Genomic DNA, 13,131 nt, shown 5'->3' on the forward strand with positions numbered 1-13,131 from the left:
TCCGAACCATGGCGTGCGGTCGTCCGAACCTTGGCGGGAGTCGTCCGAGCCTCGACGGGCACGGGCGCCCGTGTCGGCGTCGCCCCGTAGGATGGTGCACATGGCGAAGACCGGTACGACGACCCAGGGGCTGCGCGCGGCGATCGAGCGCAGCGGCTATTACCCGGCACTCGTGGCCGAGGCGGTGGAGGCCGCCGTGGGCGGCGAGCCCATCGTGTCCTACCTGGTCCACCAGGAGACCACCTTCGACGCCAACGAGGTCCGCCGCCATGTGACGGTCCTCGTCCTCACCGGCAATCGCTTCATCGTCAGCCACACCGACGAGCAGGCCGCGGACGGCACCTCCCCGTCGCCGTACGCCACCACCTCCACCGAGTCCGTGAAGGTCCAGCGGATCTCCTCGGTCGTGCTCAGCCGTGTCGTCGCCAACCCCGAGTCGTACACCCCGGGCACGCTGCCCCGCGAGGTCGTGCTGACCATCGGCTGGGGCGCCGTCAGCCGCCTGGACCTGGAGCCCGCCGCCTGCGGCGACCCCAACTGCGAGGCCGACCACGGCTACACCGGCTCCTCCACCGCCGACGACCTCAGCCTGCGCGTCAGCGAGGCCGGGGACGGCCCCGACACCGTCCGTCAGACGCTCGCCTTCGCCCAGGCGCTCTCCGAGGCCACCGCGGCCACCCCGGACACCGGCCGCTGATGTCCGGTTCCGCCACCGGCCCGCTGCCCTCCGCCGCCTCCTTCTGGCCCGAGCCCACCCCGCTCGACCCCCGCTCCGCGCCCCTGCCGCGGTACGGCACCGGCTCGCTCGCCGATCTGCTGCCCGCCGTGGCCGCGGGCCAGGAGGTCCCGGGGCTCTCCTCCGATCTGGCGCTGGCCCCCGCCGACCGCGTCTGCGTCTTCCTGGTGGACGGCCTCGGCTGGGAGCTGCTGCGCGCCCACCCCGGCGAGGCGCCCTTTCTGACCTCACTGCTGCCCAGTTCGCTGAACGGTTCGGGGGAGCCGCTCACCGCGGGCTTCCCGTCCACCACCGCGACCTCGCTCGCCTCGGTGGGCACCGGGCTGCCGCCCGGCGCCCACGGCCTGCCCGGCTACACCGTGCGGGACCCGGACACCGGCCAGCTGATGAACCAGCTGCGCTGGCAGCCCTGGACGGAGCCGCACGCCTGGCAGCCGTATCCGACCGTCTTCCAGCTCGCGGACGCCGCGGGCGTGCGCACCTGCCAGGTCTCCGCGCCCACCTTCGCCGAGACCCCGCTCACCAAGGTCGCGCTCAGCGGCGGCACCTTCCACGGGCGGCTCACCGGTGAGGAGCGGATGGACCTCGCCGCCGAGCAACTCGGCGCCGCGGGCCGCTCGCTCGTCTACACGTACTACAGCGAGGTGGACGGCAAGGGGCACCGCTTCGGCGTGGACTCGCCCGAGTGGCGTGAGCAGCTCCGCTATGTCGACGGGCTCGCCCAGCGGCTCGCCGAGAGCCTCCCGCCCCGCTCGGCGCTCTATGTCACCGCCGACCACGGCATGATCGACATCCCCTTCGACCCGGAGTCGCGTATCGACTTCGACGAGGACTGGGAGCTGCGCGCGGGCGTCTCGCTGCTGGGCGGCGAGGGCCGCGCCCGCCATGTGTACGCCGTCCCCGGCGCCGCTGGCGATGTGCTGGCCGTCTGGCGCGAGGTGCTGGGGGAGCGGATGTGGGTGGCGGGCCGTGACGAGGCCATCGAGGCGGGCTGGTTCGGCGGCCCCGGCGGTGCCGACGGCGGCGGTAAGGGCGTCGACGACCGGGTGTACCGGCGGATCGGCGACATCGTGGCCGCCGCGCGCGACGACGTCGCGATCGTCGCCTCGCACACCGAGCCGAAGGAGTCCGCCATGGTCGGGCTGCACGGTTCGATGACCCCCCTGGAGCAGTTGGTGCCGCTCCTCGAAGTACGCTCCTGAGCGCCCCCGTTCACGCCCGCCCCGCTTGCCCCCGCGCTACGAAAGGCCCCGCCTCCTCATGCCCGAGCTGGTGTTCTTTTCCGGAACGATGGACTGCGGAAAGAGCACCCTCGCTCTGCAGATCCAGCACAACCGCTCGGCGCGCGGGCTCCAGGGGATGATCTACACCCGGGACGACCGGGAGGGTGAGGGCAAGCTCTCCTCGCGGCTCGGGCTGGCCACCAAGGCGATCGAGGTCGCCGACGACCTCGACTTCTACACCCATGTGGTCCAGGCGCTGACCGCCGGGGGCCGGGTCGACTACGTCATAGCCGACGAGGCGCAGTTCCTGACCCCGTCGCAGATCGACCAACTCGCCCGGGTGGTGGACGACCTGGAGGTGGACGTCTTCGCCTTCGGCATCACCACCGACTTCCGCAGCAAGCTCTTCCCCGGCTCCCAGCGCCTGGTGGAGCTCGCCGACCGGGTGGAGGTGCTGCAGGTGGAGGCGTTGTGCTGGTGCGGTGCTCGGGCGACGCACAACGCCCGTACGGTGGGCGGCGAGATGGTCGTCGAGGGCGCCCAGGTGGTCGTGGGCGACGTCAACCGGCCGGGGAGCGAGGTCGGTTACGAGGTGCTGTGCCGACGCCACCACCGGCGCCGGATGACGGCCGCCGGGGCGCGCGCCGCCGCCCTGTCACCGGATGTGCTGCCCGTCGACTGACGGCGTCCTCCCGCGGCCCGGCCCCCGGGCCCTGGTCCTCCGGCCGTCGCCCGGCCCCCGGCCCCTGGTCCTCCGGCCGTCGCCCGGCTCATCCCTCGGTGCGTCGTACGACGGTGAAGGCCGCCCCCTCCGGGTCCCGCACCGTGGCCCGATGGCCGCTCGCTCCCCGCGACGGCGGCCGCACCACCTGGCCGCCCAGCGCGGTCACCCGGCGCACCGTCTCGTCCACATCGTCCACCGCGAAGTGGGTCATCCAGTACGGGCCCCGGTCGCGCGGCAGGGCGCCGCCCACGCTCTGGATCGCGCAGACCGGCCGGCCGTCCAGGTGGAGCGTGCGGCAGCCCGGCTCCTCCGGGACCGTCGGCTCCGACTGGTAGCCGAAGACCATCTTGTAGAACTTCAGCACTCCGGTGCCGTCACGGGTCAGCAGCTCGTGCCAGACCGGGGTGCCCGGTGCCCCGGGCTCCGCCGCCGCGTACGTGCACTCCTGCCACACCCCGAACACCGCGCCCTCGGGGTCGGCGGCGATCAGCATCCGGCCGGCCTCGTCGGCGTCCAGCGGGCCCACCGCCACGGTGCCGCCGCACGCGCGGATCATCTCGGCGGTCTCATCGGCGTCGTCGGAGGCCAGATAGGTCATCCAGGCCACGGGCAGATGGCGTTCCGGAGGCAGCTCGCTCAGCCCGGCGACCGGTCGGCCGCCCTGCACCGCGCGGACATACGCGCCGAGCTGCTGGGGGCCCGGCGTGAACTCCCAGCCGAACAGGGAGTGGTAGAAGTCCTGTGTCGCGGCAAGGCTGTGCACCATCAGACTCGTCCAGCAGGGCGTGCCCGGTGTGCGCCGAGTCGCTGCCTCGGTCATACGTCAATCTCTCCTCGGACCATCGTGGTGGACGTACGGCCCCGGGCCGGTCGGCGGCGCGGGGCGGTCGTGCGGAGGTGCTGATGCGGGGGGCCCGACAGATGTTTGCACCACCTGTCGCACATAGCGCCCTGGCGGAACCGCAATTCGCCGTGTCTCGCAGCAGAATGCCCGAATTATTGCCGCACATCCGTTTCGGCTTCATTGCGCTCTGGTGTCGCCCGGACGTACACCGGGTGACCGAGTGGTCCAATCGACGCAGAGATACCTACGCAAGGATGATCCCTATGCATGCCATCATCACCGCATCCGATCTCATGAGCGAACTGACGGAGGATCATCCTCCGCTCCTGCTCGATGTGCGTTGGCAGCTCGGCGGGCCTCCCGGCCGCCCCACATACGAAGCGGGGCATCTGCCCGGTGCCGTCTACGTCGACCTCGACACCGAGCTCGCGGGTCCGCCCGGAAAGTCCGGTCGCCACCCCCTGCCCGATCTTTCCGCGTTCGCGGCCGCGATGCGCCGGGCCGGGGTGAGCCAGGACCGGCGCGTGGTGGCGTACGACGGCGGACAGGGGTGGGCGGCGGCGCGCGCGTGGTGGCTGCTGCGCTGGGCGGGCCATCCGTCCGTCCGGGTGCTCGACGGGGGCCTGCCCGCCTGGACGGCGGTCGGCGGCTCGCTGACCACCGAGGTGCCGGACGCGCCCGAGGGCGACTTCGTCCCGCGCCCCGGGGCCCTGCCGCTGCTGGAGGCGGACGACGCGGCGGCGCTCGCGCGGCGCGGAGTGCTGCTGGACGCGCGCGCGGGCGAGCGCTACCGGGGGGAGGTCGAGCCCATCGACCCCGTCGGCGGCCATATCCCGGGCGCGGTCTCCGCCCCCACGGCGGAGAACGTCACGGACGACGGTCACTTCCTGCCCGCCGAGCGGCTGGCCGAACGGTTCGCGGCCCTGGGCGCCACCGGGGACGCCGAGGTCGGGGTGTACTGCGGCTCCGGGGTCTCGGCCGCGCACCAGGTGCTGGCCCTGGCGGTCGCGGGCGTTCCGGCGGCCCTGTACGTCGGCTCCTGGAGCGAATGGTCCTCGGACGGCGCCCGGCCCGTGGCCACCGGCCCCGAGCGGGGCTGACCAAACCGACGGGCCCCGCCACCGGCGTGCGGTGGCAGGGCCCGTCGGCGCGGCGGCGGCCGCTACTCCTGCTTCTTGCGGCGGGTGCCGAAGACGATCTCGTCCCAACTCGGCACCGCGGCCCGGCGGCCAGGCCGGACGCCGTCCGCCTCCGCCTGGCGGTCCGTCGTACCGGTCAGCCGGTCGCGGTGGCCCGCCACCGAGCGCGGCATCAGCACATCCGCGTACGCCGAACCCGCGCTCGCCGCGGAGGCGGGCGGCTCGACGGCCTCCGGCTCCTCGGTGGGCTCGTCCGGCGGCGGGGCCGCCGACGCGACCGGCGCCTCGGGCACGACCATGTCGCCCCGGAAGTTGGGCACGGCCTCCAGCAGGCTGGTGAGCGAGTCCCGCTCACCGAGACCGTCGTCCAGCGAGGCGGACGCGGGTGCCAGGGCGTCGTCGTCGCCGAGGCGCTCGGGCGACGTCCGGTCCCGGTCCCTGTCGCGATCGCGGTCCCTGTCCCGGTCGCGCGGCAGCCGAGCGATCCGCGGCACGAACGGGAAGCTCGGCTCGGGCGTGTCGTCGGCCTCGCCGATCAGCGCCCGCGCCTCGTCGTCCACCGCCTGGACCAGCCGCCGGGGCGGGTCGTAGGTCCAGCTCGCCGAGTGCGGCTCACCGGCGACCCGGTAGACCAGCAGCACCTCCCAGGTGCCGTCGTCGCGCCGCCACGAGTCCCACTGCGTGGTGTCCTTCTCGGCGCCGCGCAGCAACAGCCGCTCCGCGACGGCCTCGCCGAGCTGCGGTCCGGTGTTCTCGCCGGGGCGGCGCACGGGAGTCTTACGGGCGCGCTCGGCCATGAAGGCGCGCTCCGCGAGCACCGGGCCCTCGAAGCGCCGCACGCGGTCGACGGGGATGCCCGCCATCTGCGCGACCTCTTCGGCGGTGGCGCCGGCACGTATACGGGCCTGGATGTCACGGGGCCGCAGATGGCTCTCGACCTCGATCTCGATCTGGCCGAGCCGAGCGCGGTCATTGCGCACCGCGGCGCGCAGTCGCTCGTCGATGGGAAGTGTGTACTCCGTGCTGTCCGCAGCCTTGAGCACCAGCCGTGTGCCGTCGTTGCTGACGGCCACGACACGCAGTTCGGGCATGGGGACCTCCCGGGTGGTGCCTGCCGACGTCACGGTTGCGTCGCTGCTCTCCCGCTAGACGAGTGTGGCCTGCCCGGGTGCAGCCTGCCACAACTTTGCCGAGTTGCCCGGGTTGGTTGGTTGCCGCCTTCCGACCCCTCCCGTTGGGTCCGGGCGGCCGGACGGGAAAGCGGGGCCAGGGCTCGCCACAGTACTCCATTCGGGCCGCTCAGGTAGAGCGGCACGCCAGCCGAGTTCATGGCCGGGAGGGGGGTGGCAGCCTGAATCCTTCGAAGTGAAGCCCAATTTGGGTGGCAAGTTTCACAGAAACGACAGAATCGGAACGATCTGCTTCGTTTATTGGTCACTTCTCCCTGCAGGCTGGAACGAATGTCCAAGCGAGGCGGGAGATGCACGGCAAGGCCGACAGCGACGGACAACACAAGAGCGGGCGGATCGAGCTGAGCGTGGCCCATGTGGCCGGCAGCGCGCTGGCGGCCGTCGCCGCCGCGGTGCTCGCGTCCAAACTGGGCGTCTACGGGACGATCCTGGGCGCCGGTGTGGTGAGTGTGGTGGCGACCGCGGGCGGCACCGTCTTCCAGCATCTGTTCCGGCGCACCGGTGAGCAGATCAAGGAGGTGCGGGTCCAGACGCGACCGACCGGGCACCGGCGGTACGGCGGCCCCGCCGAGCCGGTCACGCCCCCGCCGGCCCCGGCCCCCGGCGAGTACGGCGAGCCGACCACGCACGGCGCCCGGCCGCGCGTCCGGCGGCGCCACGCCGTCGGGGCGGCCGCCGTCTTCGTCGCCGCCATGAGCGTGATCACGGGGATCGAGATGTTCTCCGGCGGCCCGGTGTCCAACGTCTGGGGGGAGAACCGGACCGGAACCACCGTCAGCGACAGCGTGCACGGCTCCTCGGGGTCGAAGTCCACCCCCGGCCCCTCGCGCCGGGACCCGACCGTCCCGTCGCACGGCCCCGGCTCCTCCCGGGGCGCCGACGAGGCGCCGTCCCCGGGCACCTCCCGCGGGGGCGGCGCGGCCGACGCCTCGACCGCGCCGACGCCCGACGCGTCCGGTTCGTCCGGCTCCGGCACGGGTTCCGGCGACGGCTCCGGCCAGGACGGCGGCGCCGGCGGCACCACCGAGCCCGGCACCTCCGCGCCCGCCACCCCGGGCCCCTCCCGGACCCCGTCCGGCGGTGCCACGGAGAGCGGAGCGGACGGTTCCGACGAGACCGCGCCCACACCCGGCGCCACCGGTGCGCCGTGACGCGTCAGTCGTCCGACGGGGCGTGACGCGTCAGTCGCCCGACGCGCCCCGAGGCGTCAGTCGCCGAGCACCCGCCGCAGATAGTCGTTGGTGAACAGCCGGTCCGGATCCAGCCGGTCGCGCACCGCCGCGAACTCCCCGAACCGGGGATAGACCCCGGCCAGATAGGCGGCGTCGCGACTGTGCAGCTTGCCCCAGTGCGGACGGCCGCCGTGCGCGATCATGATCTGCTCGGCCGCCGTGAAGTACGCCCGGTGCGGGGTGCCCCGGTACAGATGGACGGCGATGTACGCGGTCTCGCGCCCGGAGGCGGTGGACAGCGGGATGTCGTCGGCGGGCGCGGTGCGCACCTCCACCGGGAAGCTGACCCGCAGTCCGGACCGCTCGACGGTCGCCTTGAGCTCGCGCAGCACCGTGACCGCGGCCTCGCGCGGCACGGCGTACTCCATCTCCAGGAACCGCACTCGGCGCGGAGAGGTGAAGACTTTGTAAGGGATGTCCGTGTAGGTCCGGGCGGACAGGGCGCGGCTGGAGATTTTGGCGATTCCGGGGATGGTGGCGGGGACCGCCCGGCCCACCGAACAGGCCACCTGGAAGATGCCGTTGGACAGCAGCTCGTCGTCCACCCAGCCGCTGACCCGGCCCACCGGGGCGGCGGGGCCGGTGCTGCGGTTGTTGCGCTTGGTGTTGCAGTTGCCGGTGTGCGGGAACCAGTAGAACTCGAAGTGCTCGTTCTCGGCCACGAGCTCTTCGAAATCGGCCATCACGCGGTCGAAGGGCATGGGTTCCTCGCGCGCCGAGAGCAGGAACTCCGGTTCCACCCCGAAGGTGATCTCGCTGACCACGCCGAGCGCGCCGAGCCCGATCCGGGCCGCCGCGAAGATCTCCGGGTTCTCCTCCGCCGAGCAGCGCAGCACCGAACCGTCCGCCGTCACCAGCTCCAGACCCTTGATCTGGGCGGCGATCGAGGCGCTGTCCCGGCCGGTGCCGTGGGTGCCCGTGGAGGTCGCCCCGGCCACCGTCTGCTCCATGATGTCGCCCATATTGGCCAGCGAAAGACCATGGGCCGACAGCGTCTCGTTGAGCTGTCTGAGCGAGGTGCCGGCCGCGACGGTCACGGTCCCCGCCTCGCGGTCAAGACCGCGCACCCCCGCCATCCGGTGGGGGCGTATCAGCAGCCCGTCGGTGGCGGCCGCGGTGGTGAAGGAGTGTCCGGTGCCCACCGCCTTCACCTTCAGCCCCTCCGCCGTCGCCCGGCGCACCACCTCGGCCAGCTCCTGCGTGGACGACGGGGCGACGATCCGCGCCGGGCGGGCCATCACGTTCCCCGCCCAGTTACGCCACACGCTGCTCCGTACGGTCCTCACGGTCCTGACGGCCATCCGCACCCGACCCCTCCCGCTGTGGCGCCGGCCGGAGCCGGCGGTACCCGAGGAACGCCACCGCGGCCGCGAGCGCCCCGGCCACGGCCGGCACCGCGTACCCCGCCCGTGCGCCGGCCGCGTCCACCACCCATCCGGCGGCCGACGAGCCGAGCGCCACCCCGACCGCGAGCCCGGTGCTCACCCAGGTCATCCCCTCGGTCAGATGCGCGCGTGGTACGTGCCGTTCGACAAGGGCCATGGTGGTGACCATCGTGGGTGCGATGGCCAGGCCCGCGACGAAGAGCGCCACGGCCAGGAACGGCAGGTTCCCGACCAGTTGGAGCGGGATCATACTCACGGCGATCGCACAAATACCCCACAACCAACGACGGGACACCGGACCGCTCAGCCGCAGCACCCCGAAGACCGCGCCCGCGAGGCAGGAGCCCGCCGCGTACACCGCCAGGACCAGACTGGCCGCGCCCTTGTGGCCCTCGTCCTCGGCGAAGGCAACCGTCACCACGTCGATCGCCCCGAAGATCGCGCCGGTCGCCATGAAGGTGACCACCAGCACCTGGAGCCCGCGCGAGCGCAGCGCCGAACCGCCGGTGTGGTGCCCGCGCGGATGCGGTACGGGCTCGGTGGCCCGCTGCGCGGTCAGCGAGAAGACCCCGGCCGCCAGGAAGCAGGCGGCCAGCAGCGGGCCCGCCTCCGGGAACCAGGAGGTGGACAGCCCGATCGAGATGACCGGCCCGACGATGAAGCAGATCTCGTCGACGATGGACTCCCACGCGTACGCGGCGTGCAACTGGCGCGGGGAGTCCTCGTAGACCGCCGCCCAGCGGGCCCGCACCATGGAGCCCACACTGGGCACGCAGCCGGACGCGGCGGCGAAGACGAACAGCGTCCAGTCCGGCCAGCCCCGGTGCGCGCTCAGCAGCAGCCCGCAGATGGCGGCGAGTGCCATGAGGGTCGCCGGGCGCAGCACCCGGCGCTGGCCGTGCCGGTCGACCAGCCGGGAGATCTGCGGGCCGATGACGGCGGCGGAGAGCGCCAGCGTGGCCGACAGGGCGCCCGCGAGCCCGTACCGGCCGGTGAGTTCGGAGACCATGGTGACCACGCCGATGCCCGCCATGGACAGCGGCATCCGCCCGAGAAAGCCGGCCGCGGAGAACTCCTTGGCGCCGGGGGCGGCGAAGATCGCGCGGTAGGGGCTGGCACTGGGCAAGGCAGTCTCCGCCGTGAGCAGGGTAAGGATCGTCGAGCGCTGATACAGATTACGGGCCCGTCCCCGGTTCGCGCAGGGCCGTTTCCCGCCTGTCAGCGGCGGGTGGCAGGATCGGGAGCATGGCGGATCAGTCAGTACAGCCTGCCCCCGACCCGTATGACGCACTGCTGTTGCTCTCCTTCGGCGGTCCTGAGGGCCCCGATGACGTCGTGCCGTTCCTGGAGAACGTCACGCGCGGGCGGGGCATCCCCCGCGAGCGGCTGAAGGAGGTCGGCCGGCACTACTTCCTCTTCGGCGGGGTCAGCCCGATCAACGCGCAGAACCGCGAGCTGCTGCACGCGCTGCGCAAGGACTTCGCCGAGCACGGCCTGGACCTGCCGGTCTACTGGGGCAATCGCAACTGGGCGCCGTATCTGACCGACACCCTGCGCGAGATGGCCGCCGACGGCCACCGCCGGATCCTGGTGCTGGCCACCAGCGCCTACGCCTCGTACTCGGGCTGCCGGCAGTACCGCGAGAACCTGGCGGACGCCCTGGCCGCCCTGGAGGGCGAGGGCCTGCCGCTGCCGCGCGTGGACAAGCTGCGGCACTACTTCAACCACCCCGGCTTCGTGCGGCCCATGGTGGACACCACCCTGGCCGCCCTCGCGGAGCTGCCCGAGGACCGGCGGGCCGGGGCCCATCTCGCCTTCACCACCCACTCCATCCCGACCGCCGCCGCCGACACCTCGGGCCCGGTCGAGGCACACACCGAGGACGGGGAGGGCGGTGCGTACGTCGCCCAGCACCTCGATGTCGCCCGGCTGGTCGTGGACGCGGTGCGCGAGGAGACCGGCGTCGAGCGCCCCTGGCGGCTGGTCTACCAGTCGCGCAGCGGCGCCCCGCACATCCCCTGGCTGGAGCCGGACATCTGCGATCACCTCGAGGAGCTGCACGGCGAGGGCGCGCCCGCCGTCGTCATGGTCCCGATCGGCTTCGTCTCGGACCATATGGAGGTCAAGTACGACCTCGACACCGAGGCCACGGCCAAGGCCGCCGAACTCGGGCTGCCGGTCTCCCGCGCCTCGACCGTCGGCGCCGATCCGCGGTTCGCCGCGTGCGTGCGCGATCTGGTGCTGGAGCGCGCGGCCACCGAGCGCTGCGCCGAGGGCCGGGCGGCGGCCGCCCCGGAGCGCTGCGCCCTGGGTGCCCTCGGCCCGAGCCATGACGTGTGCCCGGTGGGCTGCTGCCCGGCCCGGTCGCCGCGCCCCGCCGCCGCGGGCGCCGACTGACCGCGCCCGCCCTCCCGCTCCGGGCTCCGACCGACCGCGTCCGCCGTCCCGGCCCGCCACCGCAGCCCGCCCCTCCGGGCAACCCGCTAAGGAGCACGATGACCGACCCGCTCATGACCGAACTCCTCGAGACGGCGCTCGAGGCCGCCCGCGGCGCGGGGGACCTGCTGCGCGACGGCCGCCCGGCCGACCTCGGGGTGGCGGCCACCAAGACCAGCCCGATCGACGTCGTCACCGAGATGGACATCGCCGCCGAGAAGCTGATCACCGACCTCCTCGCGCGCCGCCGCCCGCGGGACGGAGTGCTGGGGGAGGAGGGCTCCAGCAGCGAGGGCAGCAGCGGGGTGCGCTGGGTGATCGACCCGCTCGACGGCACCGTGAACTACCTCTACGGCTTGCCGTCGTGGGCGGTCAGCATCGCCGCCGAGAAGGACGGCGAGACGGTCGCCGGGGTGGTGATCGCCCCGGTGCGCGGTGAGACCTTCCACGCGGTCCTGGGCCAGGGCGCGTGGCGGAACGGGGAGCGGGTGCACTGCCGCCCCGCGGCCCCGCTCGAGGAGTCGCTGATCGGCACCGGCTTCGGGTATGTGCGCGAGCGCCGCATCGGGCAGGCCAGGGTGCTGGGCGGGGTGCTGCCGCGGGTGCGGGACATCCGGCGCGGCGGATCGGCCGCCATCGATCTGTGCGATGTGGCCTGCGGTCGGCTCAACGGCTACTACGAGCGCGGGCTCAACCCCTGGGACTTCGCGGCCGGTGCGCTCATAGCGCGCGAGGCGGGCGCGCTCACCGGGGGGCGGCCGGGCGTCCCGGCCTCCACCGAGCTGACCATCGCCGCCGCGCCCGGCCTTTTCGAGCCGCTGCGGGGGCTTCTGGACGACCAGGGTGCCTGGCACGACTGAAATCCCGCCCCAGGCGCCGTCCCACACCGGAAGCGCCCCGGAGTCACGAGGACACCGGGGCGCTTCAGCGTGGTTACCGGATGTTTTCTGGATCACCATCCGGCGGTGAATGGGAATCGGTCACACGGTCACATGGAATCCGGATCTGGATCGGGTCCGGAATCCACAAGGGATCAAGCAAACGAGGCGCTTACTTCGACGCCGTGCTCGGCGGCGAGGCGACGGAGGTCTTCCAGCTCCGACTGCTCCACGTCCACAAGAAAGTCGTCGCCCGTCTCACGGGCGCGAATGAGATCGGACTTGGTGTTCTCTATGCGCTGCAGAATGCCTGCGGTGAACGCGTCCATGTTGCGCCCCCTCGTCGTGGGTCGGTGGCACGGGGGTGTGCCGACGGCGGGTTGATCACGTGAGTGGCCCCTGCCGACGGCAATGCCGGCCAGATATGCCGGGGACAGGGCGTGATCGCGGGTGTGCAGTCGTCCTCCCCACCCCGTCTTCGGGGGAAACCTCCGGGCCCGAAAGAATCTGAATTCGGCGGTCCGGCCGCCGCGAACCCCTCCGCCGTGGCCATGATCCGCACTCGGGGTCCCACGGCCACCCTCTTACCGCCGGTTTATGAGACTTCGAGGCAGGATGGAGGCGCCGAACACTCATCGAGTTCGGCGAGATCACCCCGCCCACTGCGGCAATCGAGGAAGGACCAACGACGTGCGCGTACTCGTCGTCGAGGACGAGCAGCTGCTCGCCGATGCGGTGGCCACCGGACTGCGCCGGGAGGCCATGGCCGTCGACGTCGTGTATGACGGAGCCGCCGCCCTGGAGCGGATCGCCGTCAACGACTATGACGTCGTCGTCCTCGACCGGGACCTGCCCCTCGTGCACGGCGACGACGTCTGCCGCAAGATCGTCGAACTCGGCATCCCCACCCGTGTACTGATGCTCACCGCCTCCGGCGACGTCAGCGACCGGGTGGAGGGCCTGGAGATCGGCGCGGACGACTATCTGCCCAAGCCCTTCGCCTTCAGCGAACTGATCGCGCGCGTCCGGGCGCTCGGCCGCCGGACGACGGTGGCCCTGCCGCCCGTCCTGGAGCGCTCCGGGATCAAGCTGGACCCCAACCGCCGCGAGGTGTTCCGGGACGGCAAGGAGATCCAGCTGGCGCCGAAGGAGTTCGCGGTGCTGGAGGTGCTCATGCGCAGTGAGGGCGCCGTGGTCTCCGCGGAGCAGCTGCTGGAGAAGGCCTGGGACGAGAACACCGATCCGTTCACCAACGTGGTGCGGGTGACCGTGATGACCCTGCGCCGCAAGCTGGGCGAGCCCGCGGTGATCGTCACCGTCCCCGGCTCGGGTTACCGGATCTGA

General features: G+C 72.8%; 13 protein-coding genes. 8 read left to right on the top strand and 5 right to left on the bottom strand.

Going from position 1 to position 13,131, the window contains the following annotated elements; genetic code table 11:
* Positions 1-100: 100 nt before the first annotated feature.
* From J2Z30_RS19585 to J2Z30_RS19595, 3 genes are read left to right on the top strand one after another with little or no spacing between them, the layout of a single operon-like run.
* On the top strand, positions 101-697 hold the full coding sequence (locus J2Z30_RS19585) for a DUF5998 family protein (RefSeq protein WP_044569305.1): 597 nt from the start codon (positions 101-103) through the stop codon (positions 695-697).
* The gene (locus tag J2Z30_RS19590; RefSeq protein ID WP_044569303.1) at positions 697-1,938 is read left to right on the top strand and encodes an alkaline phosphatase family protein; all 1,242 of its coding nucleotides are present in this window, start codon (positions 697-699) and stop codon (positions 1,936-1,938) included. Before J2Z30_RS19585 ends, J2Z30_RS19590 begins: the two co-directional genes overlap by 1 nt.
* Positions 1,939-1,996: 58 nt before the next feature.
* On the top strand, positions 1,997-2,641 hold the full coding sequence (locus tag J2Z30_RS19595) for a thymidine kinase (protein ID WP_044569302.1): 645 nt from the start codon (positions 1,997-1,999) through the stop codon (positions 2,639-2,641).
* An 88-nt stretch (positions 2,642-2,729) separates the two neighbouring features.
* Here J2Z30_RS19595 and J2Z30_RS19600 read toward each other — a convergent pair whose 3' ends face one another.
* The gene (locus J2Z30_RS19600; protein ID WP_044569300.1) at positions 2,730-3,503 is read right to left on the bottom strand and encodes a VOC family protein; all 774 of its coding nucleotides are present in this window, start codon (positions 3,501-3,503) and stop codon (positions 2,730-2,732) included.
* A gap of 287 nt (positions 3,504-3,790) precedes the next feature.
* On the opposite strand from J2Z30_RS19600, the gene J2Z30_RS19605 reads away from it, so the two are divergent.
* Positions 3,791-4,627, top strand: a complete 837-nt coding sequence (locus J2Z30_RS19605) for a sulfurtransferase (protein ID WP_044569299.1) — start codon at positions 3,791-3,793, stop codon at positions 4,625-4,627.
* 62 nt (positions 4,628-4,689) lie between these two features.
* On the opposite strand, the gene sepH is transcribed toward J2Z30_RS19605, so the two are convergent.
* Positions 4,690-5,757: a septation protein SepH gene (sepH, locus tag J2Z30_RS19610; protein ID WP_044569298.1), complete on the bottom strand. Its 1,068-nt coding sequence runs from the start codon at positions 5,755-5,757 to the stop codon at positions 4,690-4,692.
* A 389-nt stretch (positions 5,758-6,146) separates the two neighbouring features.
* Between sepH and J2Z30_RS19615 the strand changes: the two genes are divergently transcribed.
* Complete coding sequence (locus J2Z30_RS19615) at positions 6,147-7,007, top strand: hypothetical protein (protein ID WP_044569297.1); 861 nt, start codon at positions 6,147-6,149, stop codon at positions 7,005-7,007.
* Between the two features lie 56 nt (positions 7,008-7,063).
* Here the strand turns inward: J2Z30_RS19615 and J2Z30_RS19620 are convergent, their stop codons facing one another.
* Positions 7,064-8,389, bottom strand: coding sequence for a D-arabinono-1,4-lactone oxidase (locus J2Z30_RS19620; protein ID WP_044569296.1), 1,326 nt, complete (start codon positions 8,387-8,389; stop codon positions 7,064-7,066).
* Entirely contained in the window at positions 8,343-9,599 is a 1,257-nt protein-coding gene (locus J2Z30_RS19625) for an MFS transporter (protein WP_044581302.1), read from the bottom strand. Before J2Z30_RS19625 ends, J2Z30_RS19620 begins: the two co-directional genes overlap by 47 nt.
* A gap of 119 nt (positions 9,600-9,718) precedes the next feature.
* Here J2Z30_RS19625 and J2Z30_RS19630 point away from each other — a divergent pair, with 119 nt between their 5' ends.
* Positions 9,719-10,870: a ferrochelatase gene (locus tag J2Z30_RS19630; RefSeq protein WP_044569295.1), complete on the top strand. Its 1,152-nt coding sequence runs from the start codon at positions 9,719-9,721 to the stop codon at positions 10,868-10,870.
* Positions 10,871-10,968: 98 nt separating this feature from the next.
* On the top strand, positions 10,969-11,769 hold the full coding sequence (locus J2Z30_RS19635) for an inositol monophosphatase family protein (protein ID WP_044569294.1): 801 nt from the start codon (positions 10,969-10,971) through the stop codon (positions 11,767-11,769).
* Between the two features lie 173 nt (positions 11,770-11,942).
* Here J2Z30_RS19635 and J2Z30_RS19640 read toward each other — a convergent pair whose 3' ends face one another.
* Positions 11,943-12,116: a hypothetical protein gene (locus J2Z30_RS19640; protein WP_020867951.1), complete on the bottom strand. Its 174-nt coding sequence runs from the start codon at positions 12,114-12,116 to the stop codon at positions 11,943-11,945.
* Positions 12,117-12,477: 361 nt separating this feature from the next.
* On the opposite strand from J2Z30_RS19640, the gene J2Z30_RS19645 reads away from it, so the two are divergent.
* Positions 12,478-13,131, top strand: a complete 654-nt coding sequence (locus J2Z30_RS19645) for a response regulator transcription factor (RefSeq protein ID WP_044569293.1) — start codon at positions 12,478-12,480, stop codon at positions 13,129-13,131.

Source organism: Streptomyces iranensis, from assembly GCF_017874715.1.
GTDB lineage: Bacteria > Actinomycetota > Actinomycetes > Streptomycetales > Streptomycetaceae > Streptomyces > Streptomyces iranensis.

Excerpts from the sequence above, each read along its gene's own strand:
- J2Z30_RS19635 (WP_044569294.1), top strand. The coding sequence starts at position 10,969 with ATGACCGACCCGCTCATGACCGAACTCCTCGAGACGGCGCTCGAGGCC.
- J2Z30_RS19640 (WP_020867951.1), bottom strand. The coding sequence starts at position 12,116 with ATGGACGCGTTCACCGCAGGCATTCTGCAGCGCATAGAGAACACCAAG.
- J2Z30_RS19600 (WP_044569300.1), bottom strand. The coding sequence starts at position 3,503 with ATGACCGAGGCAGCGACTCGGCGCACACCGGGCACGCCCTGCTGGACG.
- J2Z30_RS19620 (WP_044569296.1), bottom strand. The coding sequence starts at position 8,389 with ATGGCCGTCAGGACCGTGAGGACCGTACGGAGCAGCGTGTGGCGTAAC.
- J2Z30_RS19605 (WP_044569299.1), top strand. The coding sequence starts at position 3,791 with ATGCATGCCATCATCACCGCATCCGATCTCATGAGCGAACTGACGGAG.
- J2Z30_RS19630 (WP_044569295.1), top strand. The coding sequence starts at position 9,719 with ATGGCGGATCAGTCAGTACAGCCTGCCCCCGACCCGTATGACGCACTG.
- J2Z30_RS19585 (WP_044569305.1), top strand. The coding sequence starts at position 101 with ATGGCGAAGACCGGTACGACGACCCAGGGGCTGCGCGCGGCGATCGAG.
- J2Z30_RS19615 (WP_044569297.1), top strand. The coding sequence starts at position 6,147 with ATGCACGGCAAGGCCGACAGCGACGGACAACACAAGAGCGGGCGGATC.
- J2Z30_RS19590 (WP_044569303.1), top strand. The coding sequence starts at position 697 with ATGTCCGGTTCCGCCACCGGCCCGCTGCCCTCCGCCGCCTCCTTCTGG.
- J2Z30_RS19595 (WP_044569302.1), top strand. The coding sequence starts at position 1,997 with ATGCCCGAGCTGGTGTTCTTTTCCGGAACGATGGACTGCGGAAAGAGC.
- sepH (WP_044569298.1), bottom strand. The coding sequence starts at position 5,757 with ATGCCCGAACTGCGTGTCGTGGCCGTCAGCAACGACGGCACACGGCTG.